A 19,728-nucleotide genomic window follows, 5' to 3' on the forward strand; every position below is an offset into this window, starting at 1 on the left:
GCCGGGGCCAGGGGTGGCCGGGGCCGGGGGCAGCCGGGGTGGCCGGGCGGGCCCGCGGGCGGCGGGGTGGTTCGGGCCGCAGGGTGGTGCAGGTCGTGCCTACGTGCAGGTCGTGCGTGTTTGCGGTTGTGCCGGATGCAGGTAGGCGGGTCTGGCGTCTGCGCAGGTTGGGCTTCCCCGGATCCCCGGACACCTTGATGTTGCCCCCGCTTTCGTGCGCACGGGGTGGGGAGACTGCAACTCGATGACTGCCTGACAGAGGCCCTCGTCGCGCCCAAGCCTTACCCACCGGGGTTTCGGCGCCGCGCGTTGGATCGGCTCACATCCGGTCGCTCGGTCCGGGATGTTGCCGCGGTGCTGGGGATCGCGGAGTCGTGCCTGCCTCGGTGAAGGTCCCAGAACCTGGTCGAGCGGGGCGTCAATGCTCCGACGCCGGACGCGGTCGAGTCCGCGGCGATGAAAGCCGCCCGGCAGCGGATCGCCGAGCTCGTGCCTCTGCGGAAAGCCGCAGCTGCCGTCGAGGAGGTGGTGCCCGCCTCCGCCCACCGTCGGCGGGTTCGCCGCGAGCACGCGCCGAGCTCGTCAATGATCACGGCCAGGTCGTCCCGGCGAATGGTCGGACGGTCGATCGATTCACGGCAAGATACCGCCCTCGCGACCAGCGCTTCAGGCGTGGCCACCGAGTCCCGCGGAGCCACCGGCGCTCGACCGGCAAAGCTGGCGCACCCGAGTAGAACTGGCCAACGCGATGTTCGAGCGCCCCCGAAGGCTTCCACGACCGCGGCCGACCCCACTCACCAGCCAACCCAAACTGAGCCCCGTCGAGGCGACATTGGTCGCCGGATGGGGCTTCGGATGCTCGCACCGCCGGAGTCGCGTCAGCGCGCGACCGAGTCGGCCCGCCGGCGCAACGAACCGCTGCGCACGATCGCCAAGGATCAAGGGATCTTCGGCACCGGCGCCCATGAGGGTCGGACCAACGACGACCTCAGCCCGGAGAAGATCCGGTCGCGGTGGCCCGCAGGGCGCTGAGCAGCTCGACGTGCGGCTTCTACGGGTGGCGCGCGGCGACCGAGCAAGACCTCCGCGGCATTTATCGTGCACCGCGCATTCACGCCGAGATTCGGCTCGGAGCGAGGATCGGAGCCGGGCGCAAACGGGTCGAGCGGCTCATGCGCAGCAGGTTTGCACGGGCCGGTGGTGCAGGGGGGTGGGAACGCGAAAGGCCGGGATCGGTCAACCCCCTCCTGGTGACCGACCCCGGCCAACCCACCGTGGTCTGTAGCTCCTTTGCTGACGACGTCCCGGTGGCTCGCGTCCCGGAACCGCGGCAGCATTGACGCGGGGGACGGCGCTCGTGGCCGGGCAACGCTGCCCGGGTTCGTCAGCGGCCCCGGCCGGTTGGCGGACCGGATTTGCTGGGAGGCAGATCCGAGGCGCTGACATCCCTAACGGTGCGTCCCGAGAGGTGCACGCAGGGTGCGCCCCGGTAGCTCTTGAGTTGCAAGCCCCGCGAGGCGTTGAACGTTTTGGCGACCTATAGGTCGCCGAAGTGCACACCGCTCGGACAAGAAGACGACGGCCCGTCGGCGCGAGGGGCGCCGGCGGACCGCCGTCGGTGGGGGAGGGTTCAGCGGGTGCCGTAGGTGGCGGCGAGGCCGCGGTAGTCACCCAGACCGAGCGAGCGCTTGCCGACCGAGCAGGGAGCGAGCGCCGGGGTCATGACCGCGCTGGCGTGCGACGCCTGGCTCACGTGGTTCAGACCGAGCGAGTGACCACGCTCGTGCAGCACCACCGACTGCAGGTCGTACGCACCGCTGCAGCTCTTGGCCGACGTGAAGAACTTGTACTGGGTGTTCAGCGCGGTGTCGGTGCCGGTCACGGTCTTGCGGCCGTTGATCGTCTTGAAGTACGTGCAGGTCATCCCGAGCCAGCGACCCGAACCCGCACGCCAGCCAATGACGTTCCGGCCGTCGTTGCCGGTGCAGTTGCCGGCCGCACCGACCTGCACGCCGGCCGTGGTCGCGCCACCGTAGGACGGGGCCAGCTTGATGGCCTTCTGACCGCAGGCGCGGGTCAGCGAGGTCGTCGCGGCCGAGATCGCGGCCGGGGCGCTGGCGCGCACCGCGGCCGGGGCGCCGGCCGGGTTGTAGTACCACTTGAAGCTCGGGAGCTTCCAGCCCGACAGCGCGTAGGCCGAGTCGGTGCAGGTCTTGGCGGCGGCGGCACGAGCGGTGCTGGCCGCGGCGGCCTGCGCGGAGTGCTGCTCGACCGGGCCGGCCGTGGAGCCGGCGTGCTCGTGCTTGTCGGTCTTGACGACGACCGAACCGTCGGCCGAGCGGCTGACCGTGATCGACAGCTCGCCCGAGGTGCTCTCGGCGGCGGCCTGGACACCCTCGCCGGCAGCGGGGATGCGGACGGTCAGGCCCTGGAACTTGACGTCGGCACCGTCGACGCGAACGGCGGAGAGCGCGGTCTCGTTGTCACCGGCGACGAGCTTGACGCCGGCCGGGGCGGCGGCCGGGGCGGCGGTGGTGATCGAGGCGACCGGGGCGGCGATGCCTGCAACGACCGCGGCGGCGGCGGCGATCGCGGCGAACGCGGTCGGAGCAGAGGCGGGGCGGAAGTTCAGCAGGTTACGCATGCCCTCTATGTCGGGAGGGCCGAGTGCGTGGGACGGTGCGGAAAAGTTTCGGCTCGGGAGCCTGCCGACCCCCTACCCGAACGGCAACTTAAAGGGCGTCGCCATCGGCCAGGTGCGGCCGGACCGGCAGCGTGATCGCGAACGCGTCCGTCTGGCCGGTGCGGGGCGTCGCCAGCTGGCCGCCGTGCCGGGACACGATCGCCCGGGAGATCAGGAACGACAGCGCGTTGCCGGCGCCCCGGTCCCCGGTCGTGAACAGGTGGTCGCCCTCGGCGAGCGCGGACGGCGCCCCGACCCGGATCGTCCACTGGGCGGCCGCGAACGTGACCCGGACGTCGATCCGGCTCCCGGCGTGGGCGGTCGCGACGATCGAGAGCAGCGCGTCGACCGCCTGACGCAGCCGGGGCGGGTCGACCCGGAGCATCGGGCCGGTGACGTTGGCGGACATCTCCACGGTGACGCCGGCCCGCACGGCCGCGCCCCCGAACGCGTCCACCGCCTCGCCGACGACGTCGGGGAGGTGCACGGCCCGCAGCGTGAGCGGCAGCGTCCCGGCCTCCAGCCCGGCCAGCGTGAGCAGGTCGTCGACGATCTTCAGCGTCCGGTCGGCGTTGCGGGCGATCGCGTCGAGGGCGATCTGCCGCTGGTCGGCAGGGGAGTCGGGCTCCTCGCACAGCATCTGGCTGAACGTCGCGATCGAGGTCAGCGGCGTCCGGAGCTCGTGCGACGCGGCTGCGACGAACTCGGTCTTGAGCGTGGCCACCTCGGCCAGCGCCCGGTTGCGCTCCTCCAGGCCGCGCCGGATCGTCGCCTGGTCGGTGACGTCACGCAGCACCCACAGGTGGCCGGCGACCGAGCCGTCGGCGTGGATCGGGGCGTAGTCGCGCACGACCACCCGGCCGTTGGTGAGCGCGAACTCGGCCCCGGTGGCCGGTTTGCCCTGGGCCAGGAGCTTCAGACTCTCGGCCCGGGCCGCGACCGGATCGGCGAACAGCTCGTCCGGCGGCAGCAGGTCGGACGTGTGCCGCCCGATGAGCTCGTCGGCCGAGACGTCCGAGCCGACCAGCCGGGGCAGCGCCTCGTTCGCCAGGACGGCCCGCCGGTCGGTGTCCTCGACCAGGATCCCGACCCGGAGCGCGGAGATCAGCGTCTCGATGCGCGCGCTGTGCAACTGTTCGCGCCGCTCCGCGTCGACCGCTCGGGTGACGTCGATCGCGTAGATGACGACGCCCTCGACGGCGGGTTCGTCGACCAGGTTCTGGACGGTGAGCGCGAACACGCGCCAGTCGTCCTCCCCCGGGGGCCGCAACCGGACCTCGACCGCCTCCGGCTCCGCCGTCGGCGCGGTCAGCGCGGTCGCGAACAGCGACCGCACTCGTTCCAGGTCCTCCGGGTGCACCAGCGCGGCGACGACGTCCGGCATCGGCCGGCCGGGGCCGAGCAGCCGGATCGCGGCCGGGGACGACCAGCGCCACTGCCCGTCCGGGTCGAACACGAGTTTGACGACGGGCGAGCGCGCGATCAGCGCGCGGTGGAACCACTCGGACTGGCGCCGGTCCTCCAGCGCGGGCGCGTCGGCCGACGGGACCACCGGGCTGACGACCGCGGTGTAGCCGCCGCCGGGCAGCGCGGTGATCACCAGCTCGCCCAGGAACTCGCTGCCGTCGGCGCGCCGGATCGACCGCGTCCCGTGCGCCTCCCCGGTCTCGGCGCAGGCCTCGAACAGCGCGGCCAGCCCCTCGGAGCCCTGCAGCCGCTGGGGCACGATCAGCTCGCCCAGTGGCGTCCCCATTGCGGTCGAGGACGGGAACCCGAGCAGCTCGGCGGCCCCGCGCGGGAACGCGGAGATCCGGCCGTCCGGATCCAGAGGCAGGACGGCGAGGCGTACTACCGGCGTAGCCGGGTCCATGCGCACTCCTCCGCCCGCCGTTACGTGTGTCAATGTGCGCAGATAGTCTCTACTATGAGAAAGATACGCAAAACTAGTGAAATGTGAGTTTCGTGTCGCGTGCGGCGGACTGAGGCCCGCCTGCGGAGGAGGGGCGTGGCCGAGGTCACGAACGGTGGGGTTGCGGCCGGCGGCGCCGTGACCGTGGGAAGAGCGGCCCGCGCGGCCGCCGATGCCCCGCGCCCGCGCACCGACCGCCCCGAGCTGTTCCGGGCCGTCGTGGAGGCGGCCCGGGCCGCGGTGGCCATCGTCTATCCGGACGGGTCCTGGACGGCGCTCGGCGACACGTTCACCCGTGGCCTCGGGCACCAGGCGAACCTGCCCGAGCGGGTGCGGCTGCTCTCGCTGATCCATCCGGGCGACCGCCGGGCCGTGCTGGAGGCGTTCCTGGCCGCCCGGTCCGGACGGGAACCCGCCCAGTCGATCCCGGTGCGCGTCCGCACGGCCGGCGGGGGCTGGATCGAGCTCGCGACGACCGTCCGCAGCCGCGTCCACGACCCCGACGTCGGCGGGATCGTCTACTACGGGGTCGAGGTCGGCCGGGCGCGCGACGCGGAGCGCGCGCTGCACGAGACGCACGCCGGGCTCGCCCGGCTGATCGAGACGCTGACCGTCGGCATCCTGCTGGTCGACGCGGACGGACGGGTCGCGGTGGCGAACCGGGCGCTGCTCGAGCTGTTCGACGTGCCCGGGCCGCCGAGCCGCTACGCGGGCAGCGACGCGCGGGCGCTGCTGCGCCGGATGGCCGGCGCGATGCGGGCGCCCGACCGGGTCGCCGACCGCCTGGACCGGCTGCTGGTCGAGCCCTGGACCGCGCTCGACACCGACCTGATGCTCGTCGGCGGCCGGGTGGTGGAGATCGACGTGGTGCCGGTCGCGGGCGGCGGCGCGCTGCTGCACGCCTGGGACGTCACCACCCGGGCGAACGCCCAGCACAGCCTGGAGGAGCGGAACGAGGCGCTGTCCGCGCTGGTCGCGGCCAAGAACGAGTTCGTCGCGAGCGTGTCGCACGAGCTGCGCAGCCCGCTGACGTCGGTCGTGACGTTCAGCAACCTGCTGGCCCAGCCCGACTGGGGCGAACTCGACGACGAGCAGGTCCAGTTCATCGAGGTGATCCAGCGCAACGCCGATCGCCTGCTGCGGCTGATCGAGGATCTGCTCCTGCTCTCCCGGCTCGAGGCGCGGACGCTGCAGTTCGTCCCCAGCCGGATCATCCTCCCCGACCTGGTGCGCGCGGCCGTGGCCGAGCGCGCGCCGATCGCGCAAGCCGCCGACGTCACGCTGAAGGCCGAGGCCACCGGCGACGACGTGATGTCGGGCGACGAGCTACGGATCAACCAAGTGCTCGGAAACCTGATCGGGAACGCGCTGAAGTTCACGCCGCCCGGCGGAAGTGTGACCGTGCGCTGCCATCCGGCCGCCGACGGCTGGCGACTCTCGGTGACCGACACCGGCATCGGGATCCCGGCCGAGGACGTGGACCGGATCTTCGAGGCGTTCCATCGGGCCTCGAACGTCGAGAAGCACAGCCATCCCGGCACCGGCCTCGGACTGGTGATCAGCAAAGCGATCGTCGAGCGCCACGGGGGACTGATGGAGATCACGAGCGAGCTCGGCAGGGGGACGACGGTAACCGTGTGGTTGCCGCAACGCCGGGTCGGTGACCGGGAGGGGGACCGGTGAGCAAATTGCTGGTTGTCGAGGACAATCCGGATATTGCGCTGGGGCTCAAGCTGCTGTTCGAGCGGGCCGGGCACAACGTCGAACACGCCCAGGACGGCCGGGAAGGGCTGCGCCTGGTGCACAAGGTGCGTCCTGACTTGGTCGTTCTCGACATCGGGCTGCCGATCATGGACGGCTGGCAGGTGCTCGAGCGGGTCCGTGACATCTCGGACGTGCCGGTGCTGCTGCTGACCGCGCACGGCCAGGAGCGCGACAAGGTGCGTGGCCTGCACGGGGGTGCGGACGACTACCTGACCAAGCCGTTCACGAACGGCGAGCTGCTGGCCCGGGTGACCGCGCTGCTGCGGAGGTCGTCGGCGCCGGACTGGTCGGAGGAGATCTACGACGACGGCCGGCTGCAGCTGGACCCGGTGCGGCGGTCGGTGACGGTGGACGGGGAGTCGGTGCATCTGACGCCGATCGAGTTCCGGCTGTTGAACACGCTGGCCAGGCACAAAGGGGCGGTGTTGTCGCCGTCGCAGTTGTTGTCGCAGGTGTGGGACGACCCGACCGGGATCGGGGCCGAGCGCGTGAAGTTCGCGGTGCTGCGGTTGCGGCGGCGACTCGGCTGGAGCGACCCGTCCGACTCCCCGATCGAGTCCGTCCGAGGAGTCGGCTACCGCTACCGCCCCCCGGCCTGACACTGGTACATTCGTGTGTATGAGTAGTCCGGCAAGGGAGCGGGGTGTGTCCGTCTCCGAGTGGATGGCGGCCACCGCGGGCGACCTGGAGTGGGTCGAAGTCAGCGATGGGAAGTTCGTGGTCAAGCGTCTGGGAGGCAACCCGCACCACATCGTCGCTTGCGAGTTGAGGAACGAATTTCTTCGGCAGTGGCCGGAGTCGGTCGCGGCCGCGCCGGGCCACTGGGCGTTGCGAGCGTTCGGCGAGGACCACGTGTCGATCGCGCGCATACCGGATGTCCTGGTCAACGGTCCGGCTGTGCGGAGCACGTCGATCTTCGCGGGAACGCCCGATGCCGTGGTCGAAGTCTGGTCCCCGACCAACACGCTGGCCGAGATGAACGTCAAGCGACGCGAATACCGCGACGCCGGAGCGGCCGTGTTTCTGGAGGCGTTTTTAACCGACACCTTCGACGTCCACCTTCAGTGGTACGTGCTCGACCAAGGCCAGTGGGTGCTGCAGGCGGCCGCCGAAGGGGCGCGGGAACTCCGAGTGGAGGGCCCACGGCCATTCACCGTCGTGCCGAACTCCTTGCTGCGCTGAACGACGGCGGCGACGGCGGGACGCATAGAGTTGCTCGGCATGACTCGTGAGTTTCGTGGCACGGCCGAAGCTGTCGTCGACGATCTGTTGGCGGGGGATCCCGTCGCGGCGCACTACGCCGGAGATCACCGGACCGACCACGTCCTCCCCGACTACTCCTCCAGCGGCGTGGCCGACCGCGTCCGGCGGCTGCGCGAAGACGCCGACGCGCTCGCCGAGCTCGACGTCGACGACCTCGGACCCGAAGACGCCGTCGACGCGCAGCTACTTTCCTCGGCCGTCGACCAGCAACTGTTCGCCCTCACCGAGCTGCGCGAACACGAGTGGAACCCGCTCCTGCACAACCCCGGCGCACTCCTCGACGGGCTGCTCACCCGCAACTTCGCCCCGCCGGCCGAGCGACTGGCCGCGCTGACCGACCGCCTCCGCGCGATCCCGGACGCGCTGGCCACCGCCGAAGAGATCCTCCGCGACTGCCCCCGGATCCACGTCGAGACCGCCCTCGGCCAGCTCGAGGGCACCGCGGCCCTGGTCAGCAACGACGTCCCCCGGCTCGCGGAGTCGACCGGCGGCGACGTCACCGCTCCGGTCGCGACCGCGCTGGCCGCGATCGACCGGCACCGGGCCTGGCTCACCGACCACCTCGACACGGCGTCCGGCGATCCCCGGCTCGGCCGGCGCCGCTGGGAGGCCAAGCTCTGGCACGAGCTCGACTCCGAGCTCACCGCGAGCGCGCTGCTCACCGCGGCCGAGCAGCACCTCACCGAGATCAGCGAGCAGATCCGCGCCACCGCCAAGGAGCTCACCGGCTCCGACGACGTGCGCGCCGCCCTCGACGCGCTGGCCGCCGATCGTCCGAACGACGCGACCGTGGTCGGACAGGCGGCCACCGACCTGGGCACCGCGATCGCGTTCGTCAAGGCGCACGACCTGCTGACGCTGCCGGAAGACGAGTGCCAGGTCATCGAGATGCCGGAGTTCGCCCGCGGGGTGGCGATCGCCTACTGCGACGCCCCCGGCCCGCTGGAGACCGCGAACGTCCCGACGTTCTACGCGATCGCCCCGACGCCGGAAGACTGGTCGGACGACCGGCGCGACTCGTTCTACCGCGAGTACAACGACCACATGCTGCTGAACCTGACCGTCCACGAGGCCGTCCCCGGTCACTTCGCGCAGCTCGCCCACGCCCGACGGTTCCGGGCCTCGACCCGGGCCCGGGCGCTGTGCATGTCCGGCTCGTTCGTCGAGGGCTGGGCCGTCTACGCCGAAGAGCTCATGGCCGACACCGGGTTCGGCGGCGCGAAAGTCCGCATGCAGCAGCTCAAGATGCAGCTGCGGATGACGATCAACGCCCTGCTCGACCAGCTCGTCCACGCGGAAGACCTCACCGAGGCCGACGCGATGGCGCTGATGATCGACAAGGGCTACCAGGAGGAGCGGGAGGCGGCCGGGAAGTGGCGCCGGGCGCTGCTGACGTCCGCGCAGCTCTCGACCTACTTCGTCGGATACACCGAGATGAGCGCGATCGCCGCGGCCCGTCCGGCCGGCGTCGGACCGAAGGCCTGGCACGACCGCATGCTCGCCCACGGCTCCCCGTCCCCGCGGCACCTCCGCGCGCTACTCGGGCTGTGACGACCGGCGGGCCGGTGCAAAAGGAAAGGCGGGCGCGACTACGCTTTTGACGAAAACGACGCCCCGACCTGAGGAGCGATACCAGTGGCCACGATCGAGGCCGTCGCCGCCCGCGAGATTCTCGACTCGCGCGGTAACCCCACCGTCGAGGTCGAGGTCATCCTCGACGACGACACGGTCGCCCGCGCGGCCGTCCCGAGCGGTGCCTCTACCGGCGCCTACGAAGCCGTCGAGCTCCGCGACGGCGGCGAGCGTTACCTGGGCAAGGGCGTCGAGAAGGCCGTGCAGGCCGTCGAAGACGAGATCGGCCCCGAGCTGCTGGGCTACGACGCCACCGAGCAGCGCCTGGTCGACCAGGCGATGATCGACCTGGACGGCACCGACAACAAGGGCCGCCTGGGCGCCAACGCGATCCTGGGCGTCTCGCTCGCGGTCGCCAAGGCCGCCGCCGACTCGGCCTCGCTGCCGCTGTTCCGCTACCTCGGTGGCCCGAACGCGCACACGCTGCCCGTCCCGATGCTGAACATCCTGAACGGCGGCGCGCACGCCGACTCGAACGTCGACATCCAGGAGTTCATGATCGCGCCGATCGGCGCGGGCTCCTTCAAGGAGGCGCTGCGCTGGGGTGCGGAGACGTACCACGCGCTGAAGAGCGTCCTGAAGGCGCAGGGGCTCTCGACCGGCCTCGGCGACGAGGGCGGCTTCGCGCCGAGCCTCTCCAGCAACCGGGCCGCGCTCGACCTGATCGCGACCGCGATCGACAAGGCCGGCTACCAGCTCGGCACCGACATCGTGCTCGCGCTCGACGTCGCCGCGACCGAGTTCTTCAGCGACGGCGCCTACGCGTTCGAGGGCGCCAAGAAGACGTCGGCCGAGATGGCCGACTACTACACCGAGCTGGTCGACAACTACCCGATCGTCTCGATCGAAGATGGCCTCTCCGAGGACGACTGGGACGGCTGGAAGGCCCTCACCGCCGGCCTGGGCCAGCGCGTTCAGCTGGTCGGCGACGACCTGTACGTCACCAACCCGGAGCGGCTGGCCCGCGGTATCGCGGAGAAGGCCGGAAACGCGCTGCTGGTGAAGGTCAACCAGATCGGCACGCTCACCGAGACGTTCGACGCGGTGTCGCTCGCGCACCGGGCCGGCTTCAAGTGCATGCTGAGCCACCGCTCGGGCGAGACCGAAGACACCACGATCGCCGACCTGGCCGTCGCCACCGACGCCGGCCAGATCAAGACCGGTGCCCCGGCCCGCTCCGAGCGCATCGCCAAGTACAACCAGCTGCTCCGCATCGAGGAGGAGCTGGACGACGCGGCGATCTACGCCGGTGCGAGCGCCTTCCCGCGGTACTCCGCGTAGCGAAGGCGATGGCTACTCCGCGCCGCACTCCGAGCGGCCAGCGACCGTCCCGGGCCGGGGGAAACCGCCGCCCGTCGACGTCGTCGGCGGCCCGGAGCGCGGCGCGCTCGTCCCCCATCCGTGGAGCGGGACCCCGGGGTACGACCCCGCACGGCGGACGGGTCACCGGCCGGGTGCCGGGCAAGCAGCGGGACTACCCGGTCTCGTCGCTGCCGGCCCAGCGCCGGGGCGCGGGACGCAGTCCGGGCGCCGGTAGCCGCGAAGGGCGCCGACCGGGCGTCCGGCGCACCGCGGCCTCGGCGACCGCGGCGATCGACGGTCGCCGGTTCGTCCGCCGTGGCGAGGGCCGGTTCACCGGACGCGCGGCCGTGCTGGCGATCCTGTTCGCGGTGCTGGTGCTCACGCTGGCCTACCCGGTGCAGCAGTACCTGGCCCAGCGGTCCCAGATAGCCGAGGCCGAGCGCGCCCAGGCCCGTCAGTCCGAGCGGATCGCGGCCCTGCGCAGCGACCTCGAAGCGTGGAACGACCCCGAGTACGTACGGGGCCAGGCGAGTTCGCGTCTGCAGCTCGTCCAGCCCGGAGAGAAGCGGTACATCGTGCAGGACCCGTCGCGCGCCGGTGAGACCCGGGCGCCGGAAACCACCCCGTCCAGCGGCTCGCCGGTCAACGACCCGCGCTCCTGGTACGGGCGCCTCTGGGACAGCGTCGAAGAGGCCGACAAGCCGTGAGCCTGGCCGCCACCGACGAAGAGACCGTCGCCGCGCAGCTCGGCCGCGTCCCGCGTGGAGCGATCGGCGTCGCGCACCGGTGCCCGTGCGGCGCGCCCGACGTCGTCGAGACCGCGCCCCGGCTCCCCGACGGCACGCCGTTCCCGACCACGTTCTACCTGACCTGCCCGCGGCTGGCCGGCCTGCTGTCCACTCAGGAGTCGAGCGGGCTGATGCGGGAGATGTCCGAACGCCTGGAAGTGGATCCCGAGCTCGCCGAGCGGTACGCCGCGGCCCACCGGGATTACCTGGAGCGCCGGCGCGCGCTGGGTGAGGTCCCCGAGATCGACGGCGTCAGCGCCGGTGGGATGCCGACCCGGGTCAAATGCCTGCACGCACTGGCCGGCCATGCGTTGGCGGCCGGCCCCGGCGTCAACCCGTTGGGTGACGAGGCCGTCGAGGCGGTCGGCGACTGGTGGGAGCGTAACCCTTGTCAGCACTGAGGGTCGCCGCGATCGACTGTGGGACGAACTCCATCCGTCTGCTGGTGGCTGATCTTCCTTCGGGGGACGCTCCGCTGGTCGACGTCGTCCGCGAGATGACGATCGTCCGCCTGGGGCAGGGCGTCGACCGGACCGGCCGTCTGGCGCCGGAAGCGATCGAACGGACGCGGGTCGCGCTGGCGTCGTACGCGTCGACCATCACGGACCTCGGGGCCGAGCGGGTGCGGATGGTGGCGACCAGCGCCAGTCGCGACGCGTCGAACGCCGACGACTTCCGCGCGATGGTGCTGCAGACGCTGGGGTCGGAGCCCGAGGTCATCACCGGCGACGAGGAGGCCAGGCTCTCGTTCGACGGCGCGGTCCGCGGGCTGCGGAGCGGCGAACCGCCGTACCTGGTCGTCGACATCGGCGGGGGCTCCACCGAGTTCGTCCTCGGGTCGGCCGGGGTGGACGCGGCGCGGTCGGTGGACATCGGTTGCGTCCGGCTCACCGAGCGCCACCTGCACAGCGACCCGCCCACCGCCGACGAGATCGCCGCGGCCGAGAAGGACATCGTCGCGGCGGTGGCGCTCGCCCGGGAGACCGTGCCGGTCGAGCGGGCCGGGACGCTGGTCGGGCTGGCCGGGTCGGTCACGACCGTCACCGCGCTCGCGCTCGGGCTGACCGGGTACGACCCGGCGGCGATCCACCACGCGCGCATCACCCGCGACCAGGTCGCCGCGGTGACCGACCGGTTGCTGGGCGAGACCCGCGAGCAGCGGGCGGCCTACCCGGTGATGCACCCGGGCCGGGTGGACGTGATCGGGGCCGGTGCGCTGGTGCTGCGGGTGATCATGGACGAGGTCGGGGCGTCGTCGGTCGTCGCGTCGGAGCACGACATTCTTGACGGAATCGCCTGGTCGCTGCTTTAGCCCGTGCGCCGGACGTCGGCCCGGAACTGCTCCTTGGGCTCGCCCTCGTCGCGGGTCCACCACCAGGAGTAGGTGAGCGATCCCGGCTGGGGTGCGGTGATCACGATGCGGGCGGTGAGGCCCCCGTCGTAGGCGGTGAACACGCCCGGCCGGCTCTCGTTGAACGTCACGACGCCGGGCAGCTCCGTGCAGCAGACGTGCAGCGCCTGGCGGCCGTCTTCGCTGGTCGTCAGGATCGAGTGCTCGACGTGGTGCAGGCCGCGGCGGTCCGAAGTGGCCTCGTAGTCGATGACCACTCCGCGGGCCGAGACCACCGGCGTCACGACCAGCCGGGCCAGGAAGGGCCCCGACTCGGCGCCGTCGCCGCGCCCCCGGTACAGCCCCGGTGCGGCGAGCAGGCCGGCCAACAGAGTGCTCATGCGCGCACGTTATCCGAGCGTTCCCGCCCAGGCGGTACGGGGAGTCGGCTAGCCGACGTCCGCCTCTTCGGATGCCCGAACCCGACATCCTGGCCGGGCTCGACCCCGCTGACGACGAACAGGCCCGTCGTGCGGCAGCCAGCGACATCCGGCTCCGCCGGCGGTCCGTCAGCTCCGAGGCTGTTTTCTCTTCGCGTTCGGGTGAGGACTTGCCAGTCGCAGGTTCGAGGGTGTCGATGGCCGGGGCTCGCGTCGAAGTTGAAGGTGCGCGGGGACTTCTCGCGGGGAACGCAGCCGCTTGGTCGTAGGCCGCGGCCGACGGCAGCGGCCTGGTGCCGGGTGGTAGCTGCGCGGGCCGCCGTGGGTCGGGAACGTCCCCGGCTTCCCGCGCGACCGCGCCAGCGGTCAGCGCGCCGCCGCGCAGTGCGGACGCGAGACCGGCGACGAGATCTTCGTGGTCGAGATGGCGCTGCCGGACCGGAAAGACGTGCACAACCGCTCCCACCGCAGTCCCGGCACCGGCCGGCGCCAGCGGCTCCGGCGCCCGGCCGGACCGGAGGGCTCAGGCACCCTTTGTCGTGGCGCAGGGTTGGGGGGCCGGCGTCCGGCCGGCGGCGAACGCGCCCGGCGTCACCCCCATCAACTGCCGGAACTCCCGCCCCAGATGAGACTGGTCATAGAACCCGGCCTGCGCGGCCACCTGGGCGATCGGCGCCGACCCGATCTCCCCGAGAACCCGCCGCACCCGCTGGATCCGCGCGAAATGCTTCGGCGAGACGCCGACCGCGGCGGAGAAGCGGTTACGCAGGTGCCGCTCGGACACCCCGAGCGAGTCGGCCGCCACGGCCACCGGGCGGTCGGTCAGCAGCGCCGCGGCCGCGTCGATCCACCGCGTCTCGCGATCGGCTCCGGCCAGATGGGGCCCGAGAATCCGGCCCGGTTCGTCCGGCGCCTCGAACCACCGCATCGCCAGCTGCTCGGCGTCCGGATGGCGCAGTTCGGAGAGCGGAACCACCCGATCGGCGAGCGCGGTCACCGGAACCCGCAGCACAGCGCGCGCCTGACCGGCCGTGAGCCGGACCCGCGGAGCCAGCGGCGCCGCGTTCGGCGAGTAGTAGAGCGCGCGGGTGCGCGGCCCCAGCACGACCAGCTCCGGACCACCGGCGGAACAGATCGACAGCACCAACTCGGTGGCCGCCGTGGGCGCGTGCATCACACCAGAAGCGTAGGGCGCGCAGCGCCCGGCGCCAGTTCCGAAACATCCTATCCCGACCGCCGGGGTCGGCGGCAGGGTGGCGCCATGATTCTGGTGACAGGTGCCACGGGCACGATCGGCTCCGCTCTCGTCGAGGTTCTCGCCGCGGCCGGCGAACCCGTCCGGGCCATGGCCCGCCGCCGGGTGGCGATGCCTCCCGGCGGCGAACTGGTCCACGGTGACTATGCGGACGCCGAGTCGCTGCGCGCCGCGGCCGAGGGCGTCGACGCGGCCTTCCTCCTCGACGCGGCCGGGCCGTCGGCGCCAAAGCACGACCTGGCGTTCCTGGCGGCGGCCGGCGACGTCGGACGGATCGTCAAGCTCTCGGCGTTCGGCATCGACTCCGGCCTGGCGCCGTGGCACGAACCCGGCGAAGAGGCCGTGCGCGCGACGAAGGACTGGACGATCCTCCGGCCGTCGGTCTTCGCCTCCAACGCGCTGGGGTGGCGGCCGCAGATCGACGCCGGCGACCCGATTCCGAACCCGACCGGCGACGGCCGGCTCGGCGTGATCGACCCGCGGGACATCGCCGAGGTCGCCGCGGCCGCGCTCACCGGACGGATCTCCGGCCTGTACACGCTGACCGGCCCCGAGGCCCTCAGCACCGCCGAGCAGGTCGACGTGCTCGCCGACGTGCTCGGCCGCCCGCTCGCCGTGGCCGACGTCGACGCCTCGGAGCCGGGCTTCGCCTTCGTCCGGGCGGGCCAGGGCGCGGTCGTCACCGACGACGTGCCGCGGATCCTCGGCCGCCCGGCCCGGACGTTCCGGACCTGGGCGACCGAGTGCTTCACTCAGCAGTCGCGCAGCTCCGGCGACTGATTGAGCACCTGGGCCCGGGTGGACACGAACTCGTCGTACTCGGGCCCGGCCGTCGCGAACGCGGCCACCCGGTGGCAGTTCTGGAACGCCAGCCGCACCCCGAAGTGACGCTCGAGCGCACCCCGGATCGCGTCGCTGGCCAGCGCCCGCAGCAGCTGCCCGCGCTCGGCCTCGGACGGCGGCGGCGTCGCGTCGTCGGCGAAAGGCCCGTTCAGATCGGCGATGACGCCGGTGATCCTCTCCCAGGCGTACGGCAGCGACTCGCGGACGCAGTCGACGAACTCCGCGTCGGTGATCGGGCCGCGTTCGGCGCGCTCGAGCAGGCCGGTCGGGACGGTGAGGGACATGGGTGCTCCTTATCGGGGTTGCAGGACGAAATCGGGGTCGATCTGGGCCGCGAGGTCGGTGCCGACGGCCCGGTTGCCCCAGGCCTCGGCGTTGCGCAGGTGGAACTCGACGGCCTGGCGGGTGTAGCGGGGCCAGTCGCGCGGAGTGGCGTCGACCGCGTCCCGGATCGCGGCCAGCGCGGCGCGGTCGGAGGCGCCGAGGTCGGAGAGCGCGAGCGGCGCGCCGCGTTCCGCGGCCCGGACCGCGGCCGAGTACCCGACGCACGCGAGCAGGTCGTCGCCGACCTGCTCCTCGAGGAACCTCCGGTCCACGTCGTCCAGCACCTTGTTCCCGACCACCGAGATCCGGACGTCCTGGGAAGCCGCGTACTCCCGGTACTGCCGGTACACGCCGACGCTCTTCGACGTGGGCTCGACGACCAGCACCGTGCGGTCGAACCGGGTGAACAGGCCCGAGGCGAACGCGTCCGCGCCGGCGGTCATGTCCACCACGACGTACTCTCCGACGTCGTCCACCAGGTGGTTGAGCAGTAGCTCGACCGCACCGACCTTGCTGTGGTAGCAGGCGACGCCGAGGTCCTCCTCGCTGAACGGGCCGGTGACCAGCAGACGCGCGCCGTCGACCGGGTGGCCGTACCGGGCCCACAGCGGGTCGCCGAGCCCGAGGACCCGGGACCCGCGCCCCGGCGGGGTGGTCTTCACCATCGAGCCGGCCGACGCGATCCGCGGGTTGTCGCCGCGGAGGTACTCCTTCAGCTCGGGCAGGTGGGCTCCGAGTGGGGTGAGCGGCACGTCGGGCGCGAGGCCGAGCGCGGCGCCCAGGTGCTGGTTGATGTCGGCGTCGAAGGCGAGCACCGGGTGTCCGGCCAGCGAGCGGACGAACAGCGCGCTGAGCGTCGTCTTCCCGCTGCCGCCCTTGCCGACGAAGGCGATCTTCATGATGGTCATGAAAACGAAAACGAAAAGCATTGTCGAATCCGACACGCCGGTAGTAGCGCTGCGCAACCAAATCGAGGGTGAGCCCGGCCTGTTTCCTCAGATTCGGATGGGAAATCTGGCAGTGGGCTGAGAACTGGGGTCTTCCGCGATCAGCGCCCGGTCAGTTCTGTGCGGCACCACGCTACGATTGAGGCCCCGACCAGCAAGGTCGGCCGAAGACGTTGGCCGTCCAGGCCGAGGAGGCGTCGTGAAGAGCAGCAACCCCGTGCTGAGCAGGCTGGCTGACCGGTCAGCCCAGCACGCGACCTTCCACCGAGCACCGGCACAGCAGCCGTACGGCGGTTACCAGGCCCCCGCCGGTTACGGACAGTCACCCGAGTACGCCCAGCCTTACGCGCCCGCGAGCACCGAGCGGATGACCGTCGACGACGTCGTCGTGCGCACGGTGGCGATGCTGGCGGTCGTCGGCATCTTCGGAGCGGTCGGCTGGTTCGTCCTGCCCGACAGCATCGCGACCGGCGTCGCGATCGTCGCGGCGATGGCCGGCCTGGTCCTGGGCCTGGTCATCTCGTTCGCGGGTATTACGAACCCGGCGTTGATCCTCACCTACGCGGCGGCCGAGGGCCTGTTCCTGGGCGTCATCAGCCAGGCGTTCGAGTCGTTCTACCCCGGCATCGTGGTCCAGGCCGTGGCCGCCACGTTCGGGGTGTTCTTCGGTATGGCCGCGCTCTACAAGTTCAAGGTCATCCGGGTCACCCCGACGTTCGCCAAGTGGGTCATCGGTGCGCTGATCGGCGTCACCGTGCTCATGCTGGTGAACTTCGCGCTGGCGATCTTCAACGTCAACGACGGCACCGGCCTCGGCCTGCGCAGCGGTGGCGGCATCGCGATCATCTTCAGCCTGGTCTGCATCGGCATCGCGGCGCTGACGTTCGCGCTCGACTTCAAGCAGATCGAAGACCTCGCGAACGCGGGCGCCGACAAGAAGTACGCCTGGCTCTCGGCGTTCGGCATCGTCGTCGGCCTGGTCTGGCTGTACCTGGAGATCCTCCGCCTGCTGTCCTACTTCCGGAATTGATCTCTCCGTCGGTCGACCGGCTCCACCGCTCGGTGGGCCGGTTGACCACGCTCCTGTCGTACTGGACGCCGCCGCGGTTCACCGCGGCGGCGTCGCCGTTGTTGGTCGAGGCGGTGACCGCGCTCTGCACGTCGGCCGGGTCGCCTCCGGACGTCGCTGAGCGCGCCACCGTGGGCGACGAACTGCAGCTCGTGGCCCAAGTGCTGGCCGACGTGGCGGCGGATGCCGAGGGCCGCCGACGCCGTCCGGTGCCGCCGGTGACCGAGCCCGGCACGATCGCCGACCAACTCACGGTGCTCGGCAACGACGTCGCCGCGGCCGGGCTCGCGCCGACCGCACTCGACCCACTGACCGACCGTCTGGATGCCCTACGATCCGCGCTGTGACGCGGATCGGGGCGGCGCTGAGGCTTCTGACCGCGGCCGCGGTGGCCGCAGCCGTGCTGATCGCGCCCGGCCCCGCGTACGCGGCCGGACGCACGTTCTACTTGAGCCCGCTCGGCGACGACGCCGCCGACGGGCAGTCGCTGGCCACCGCCTGGAAGACGCTCGGGCGCGCCGGTCAGGAGCGGCTCCGCCCCGGCGACTCGGTGCTGCTCCAGGGCGGCGCCCGGTTCGACGGTCAGCTCCTCCTCGTCCAGGACGACGGCGGCACCGAGGACGCACCGGTCACGATCGCGACCTACGGGACCGGCCGCGCCACGATCAAGGCCTCCGGCCTCGAGGCGATCAAGGTCTACGACGCCGGCGGCATCACGATTCGCGGCCTCGACATCGTCGGCGACGCCTCCACCTACGACACGTGGAGCGGCGTCCTGTTCTACGCCGACGACAAGGTCCCGGCCCGCCCGTCGGACGTCACGCTCACCGACCTCGACGTCAGCGGCTTCCAGCTCGGCATCGCCTTCGCCGGGGCGTCCCCCGGCCGCGGCTTCCGGAACGTCGCCGTCACCGACACGAAGGTGCACGGCAACCGCGACGACGGCCTGCTCTTCTACGGCCCGGCCTTCGACGCGTCGAACCCTTCCTACGCTCATTCGGACGTCGTGATCCGCGGCGTCACGGCCTACGACAACGCCGGCAACCCGAAGAACACGGCGACGCACAGCGGCAGCGGGATCGTCCTCGGGTCGGTGCGCAACGGCGTGATCGAGCAGTCGTCGGCGTTCCACAACGGGTTCGCCTGCGCGTCGGCCGGCGAGGGCCCGGTGGGCATCTGGACCTACGACTCCACCGGCGTGACGATCCAGCGCAACGTCTCGTACCGGAACCGCACCGGCACGACCGCCGACGGCGGTGGCTTCGATCTCGATCAGAACGTCTCGGACTCGGTCCTCCAGTACAACCTGTCGTACGAGAACTCCGGCCCCGGTCTGCTGGTCTTCACGGCCCGGACGAACGGCGCGCTGAGGGGCAACACCGTGCGCTTCAACGTCAGCGTGGGGGACGCGCAGGGCAACGGCTGGTACGGCGGGCTCACCGTCGCGGGTCAGGTCGCCGACACCGCGATCTACCACAACACGATCGTCACCAGGCGGTCCGCGGCGGTGAAGCTGCGGGAGGGCCTGACCGGGGTCTCGATCCGCAACAACGTCCTGCTCTCGCAAGGCGCCGGAGCGGCCGTGGAGGCGCCCGACCTGACGACGGCGAACGTGCGGTTCGACGGAAACGCGTACTACCGGGCGGGCGGCGGACCGGTGATCAAGTGGGGAGACGGGCTCTACGCGTCGGTGGCGGACTGGCGGGCCGACACTGGTCAGGGCCCGGGCCTGGACGTCGACCCGAAGCTCCAGGACCCGTCCGCGACGCCCTCCGTCACCGACCCGGGCCGCCTGACGTCGGTGACGCAGTTCGCGCTGGCCGGCGATTCCCCGGCCGGCGGGGCCGGGGTGAAGGTCGCGTCGCCGGGCGGGGTCGACTACTTCGGAGCGCCGTTGGCCGGCCGCCCGGTGAGCATCGGAGCCGCCCAGCCGGCGACGGTCGCACCGGCGGACGCTGCGCCGGGGGCGAAGGGCCGTACGACGTGGCTGTGGGTCGTGGCGGTGGTGCTGCTGGTCGTCGTCGGGGGCGGGGCGTCGGTGACGGCGGGTGTGGCGGCCGGGCGCCGGAGCCGCCGGCGCCGGGCGGTGCCGGCACCGCGCCGCCCGGAGGCGCAGAAGGTCCCGTCCCAGGTCGGAGACGACCGCCAAACGCCGTGAGCCTCAGGGGCGCGACCGGCT

19 protein-coding genes are annotated in these 19,728 nt (G+C 72.0%); 13 read left to right on the forward strand and 6 right to left on the reverse strand.

Going from position 1 to position 19,728, the window contains the following annotated elements; genetic code table 11:
• The first annotated feature begins 855 nt into the window (after positions 1-855).
• The gene (locus FL583_RS40540; RefSeq protein ID WP_170324016.1) at positions 856-1,032 is read left to right on the forward strand and encodes a hypothetical protein; all 177 of its coding nucleotides are present in this window, start codon (positions 856-858) and stop codon (positions 1,030-1,032) included.
• A 598-nt stretch (positions 1,033-1,630) separates the two neighbouring features.
• Here the strand turns inward: FL583_RS40540 and FL583_RS34240 are convergent.
• Positions 1,631-2,644: a matrixin family metalloprotease gene (locus FL583_RS34240; RefSeq protein ID WP_142709042.1), complete on the reverse strand. Its 1,014-nt coding sequence runs from the start codon at positions 2,642-2,644 to the stop codon at positions 1,631-1,633.
• 88 nt (positions 2,645-2,732) lie between these two features.
• A complete protein-coding gene (locus FL583_RS34245; RefSeq protein WP_142709043.1) occupies positions 2,733-4,553 on the reverse strand; it encodes a sensor histidine kinase in 1,821 nt (606 codons plus the stop codon).
• Positions 4,554-4,688: 135 nt separating this feature from the next.
• Here FL583_RS34245 and FL583_RS34250 point away from each other — a divergent pair, with 135 nt between their 5' ends.
• From FL583_RS34250 to FL583_RS34285, 8 genes are all read left to right on the forward strand, one after another.
• On the forward strand, positions 4,689-6,275 hold the full coding sequence (locus FL583_RS34250; protein ID WP_170324017.1) for a sensor histidine kinase: 1,587 nt from the start codon (positions 4,689-4,691) through the stop codon (positions 6,273-6,275).
• Positions 6,272-6,955, forward strand: coding sequence for a response regulator transcription factor (locus FL583_RS34255; protein ID WP_035848720.1), 684 nt, complete (start codon positions 6,272-6,274; stop codon positions 6,953-6,955). The genes FL583_RS34250 and FL583_RS34255 overlap by 4 nt, the downstream gene beginning before the upstream one ends.
• A gap of 46 nt (positions 6,956-7,001) precedes the next feature.
• Positions 7,002-7,538, forward strand: coding sequence for a Uma2 family endonuclease (locus tag FL583_RS34260; RefSeq protein ID WP_205752714.1), 537 nt, complete (start codon positions 7,002-7,004; stop codon positions 7,536-7,538).
• A 39-nt stretch (positions 7,539-7,577) separates the two neighbouring features.
• The gene (locus FL583_RS34265; RefSeq protein WP_142709046.1) at positions 7,578-9,170 is read left to right on the forward strand and encodes a DUF885 domain-containing protein; all 1,593 of its coding nucleotides are present in this window, start codon (positions 7,578-7,580) and stop codon (positions 9,168-9,170) included.
• A gap of 84 nt (positions 9,171-9,254) precedes the next feature.
• Entirely contained in the window at positions 9,255-10,532 is a 1,278-nt protein-coding gene (gene eno, locus FL583_RS34270) for a phosphopyruvate hydratase (RefSeq protein ID WP_142709047.1), read from the forward strand.
• Positions 10,533-10,540: 8 nt separating this feature from the next.
• Positions 10,541-11,260 (forward strand): FtsB family cell division protein, encoded by a 720-nt coding sequence (locus FL583_RS34275; RefSeq protein ID WP_142709048.1) that lies wholly within the window; start codon positions 10,541-10,543, stop codon positions 11,258-11,260.
• The gene (locus FL583_RS34280; protein ID WP_205752715.1) at positions 11,257-11,742 is read left to right on the forward strand and encodes a DUF501 domain-containing protein; all 486 of its coding nucleotides are present in this window, start codon (positions 11,257-11,259) and stop codon (positions 11,740-11,742) included. Before FL583_RS34275 ends, FL583_RS34280 begins: the two co-directional genes overlap by 4 nt.
• Positions 11,739-12,653: a Ppx/GppA phosphatase family protein gene (locus FL583_RS34285; protein WP_142709082.1), complete on the forward strand. Its 915-nt coding sequence runs from the start codon at positions 11,739-11,741 to the stop codon at positions 12,651-12,653. Before FL583_RS34280 ends, FL583_RS34285 begins: the two co-directional genes overlap by 4 nt.
• Here the strand turns inward: FL583_RS34285 and FL583_RS34290 are convergent.
• Positions 12,650-13,072 (reverse strand): hypothetical protein, encoded by a 423-nt coding sequence (locus FL583_RS34290; RefSeq protein WP_142709050.1) that lies wholly within the window; start codon positions 13,070-13,072, stop codon positions 12,650-12,652. The genes FL583_RS34285 and FL583_RS34290 overlap by 4 nt on opposite strands.
• A gap of 562 nt (positions 13,073-13,634) precedes the next feature.
• Positions 13,635-14,285 (reverse strand): helix-turn-helix domain-containing protein, encoded by a 651-nt coding sequence (locus FL583_RS34295; RefSeq protein ID WP_240746910.1) that lies wholly within the window; start codon positions 14,283-14,285, stop codon positions 13,635-13,637.
• Between the two features lie 87 nt (positions 14,286-14,372).
• Between FL583_RS34295 and FL583_RS34300 the strand changes: the two genes are divergently transcribed.
• Positions 14,373-15,146 (forward strand): NAD(P)H-binding protein, encoded by a 774-nt coding sequence (locus tag FL583_RS34300; RefSeq protein ID WP_142709052.1) that lies wholly within the window; start codon positions 14,373-14,375, stop codon positions 15,144-15,146.
• Here the strand turns inward: FL583_RS34300 and FL583_RS34305 are convergent.
• Entirely contained in the window at positions 15,119-15,493 is a 375-nt protein-coding gene (locus FL583_RS34305) for an SCO5389 family protein (RefSeq protein ID WP_142709053.1), read from the reverse strand. The two genes, FL583_RS34300 and FL583_RS34305, sit on opposite strands and share 28 nt — an antisense overlap.
• A 9-nt stretch (positions 15,494-15,502) precedes the next feature.
• Positions 15,503-16,432: an ATP-binding protein gene (locus tag FL583_RS34310; RefSeq protein ID WP_142709054.1), complete on the reverse strand. Its 930-nt coding sequence runs from the start codon at positions 16,430-16,432 to the stop codon at positions 15,503-15,505.
• A gap of 247 nt (positions 16,433-16,679) precedes the next feature.
• Here FL583_RS34310 and FL583_RS34315 point away from each other — a divergent pair, with 247 nt between their 5' ends.
• From FL583_RS34315 to FL583_RS34325, 3 genes are read left to right on the forward strand one after another with little or no spacing between them, the layout of a single operon-like run.
• The gene (locus tag FL583_RS34315; protein ID WP_142709055.1) at positions 16,680-17,510 is read left to right on the forward strand and encodes a Bax inhibitor-1/YccA family protein; all 831 of its coding nucleotides are present in this window, start codon (positions 16,680-16,682) and stop codon (positions 17,508-17,510) included.
• Positions 17,511-17,551: 41 nt separating this feature from the next.
• Positions 17,552-17,896 carry a hypothetical protein gene (locus FL583_RS34320; protein WP_142709056.1) on the forward strand — a complete coding sequence of 115 codons (345 nt, stop codon included), beginning with the start codon at positions 17,552-17,554 and terminating at the stop codon, positions 17,894-17,896.
• Complete coding sequence (locus tag FL583_RS34325; protein ID WP_170324019.1) at positions 17,893-19,707, forward strand: right-handed parallel beta-helix repeat-containing protein; 1,815 nt, start codon at positions 17,893-17,895, stop codon at positions 19,705-19,707. The genes FL583_RS34320 and FL583_RS34325 overlap by 4 nt, the downstream gene beginning before the upstream one ends.
• Positions 19,708-19,728: the final 21 nt, after the last annotated feature.

The organism is Cryptosporangium phraense (genome assembly GCF_006912135.1).
In the GTDB taxonomy this organism is placed as follows: Bacteria; Actinomycetota; Actinomycetes; order Mycobacteriales; family Cryptosporangiaceae; genus Cryptosporangium; species Cryptosporangium phraense.

Bases quoted from the DNA above. Each gene is read 5' to 3' on its own strand.
- FL583_RS34290 (WP_142709050.1), bottom strand. From the start codon at position 13,072: ATGAGCACTCTGTTGGCCGGCCTGCTCGCCGCACCGGGGCTGTACCGG.
- FL583_RS34310 (WP_142709054.1), bottom strand. From the start codon at position 16,432: ATGAAGATCGCCTTCGTCGGCAAGGGCGGCAGCGGGAAGACGACGCTC.
- FL583_RS34275 (WP_142709048.1), top strand. From the start codon at position 10,541: ATGGCTACTCCGCGCCGCACTCCGAGCGGCCAGCGACCGTCCCGGGCC.
- FL583_RS34240 (WP_142709042.1), bottom strand. From the start codon at position 2,644: ATGCGTAACCTGCTGAACTTCCGCCCCGCCTCTGCTCCGACCGCGTTC.
- FL583_RS34245 (WP_142709043.1), bottom strand. From the start codon at position 4,553: ATGGACCCGGCTACGCCGGTAGTACGCCTCGCCGTCCTGCCTCTGGAT.
- FL583_RS34305 (WP_142709053.1), bottom strand. From the start codon at position 15,493: ATGTCCCTCACCGTCCCGACCGGCCTGCTCGAGCGCGCCGAACGCGGC.
- FL583_RS34295 (WP_240746910.1), bottom strand. From the start codon at position 14,285: ATGCACGCGCCCACGGCGGCCACCGAGTTGGTGCTGTCGATCTGTTCC.
- FL583_RS40540 (WP_170324016.1), top strand. From the start codon at position 856: ATGCTCGCACCGCCGGAGTCGCGTCAGCGCGCGACCGAGTCGGCCCGC.
- FL583_RS34265 (WP_142709046.1), top strand. From the start codon at position 7,578: ATGACTCGTGAGTTTCGTGGCACGGCCGAAGCTGTCGTCGACGATCTG.
- FL583_RS34300 (WP_142709052.1), top strand. From the start codon at position 14,373: ATGATTCTGGTGACAGGTGCCACGGGCACGATCGGCTCCGCTCTCGTC.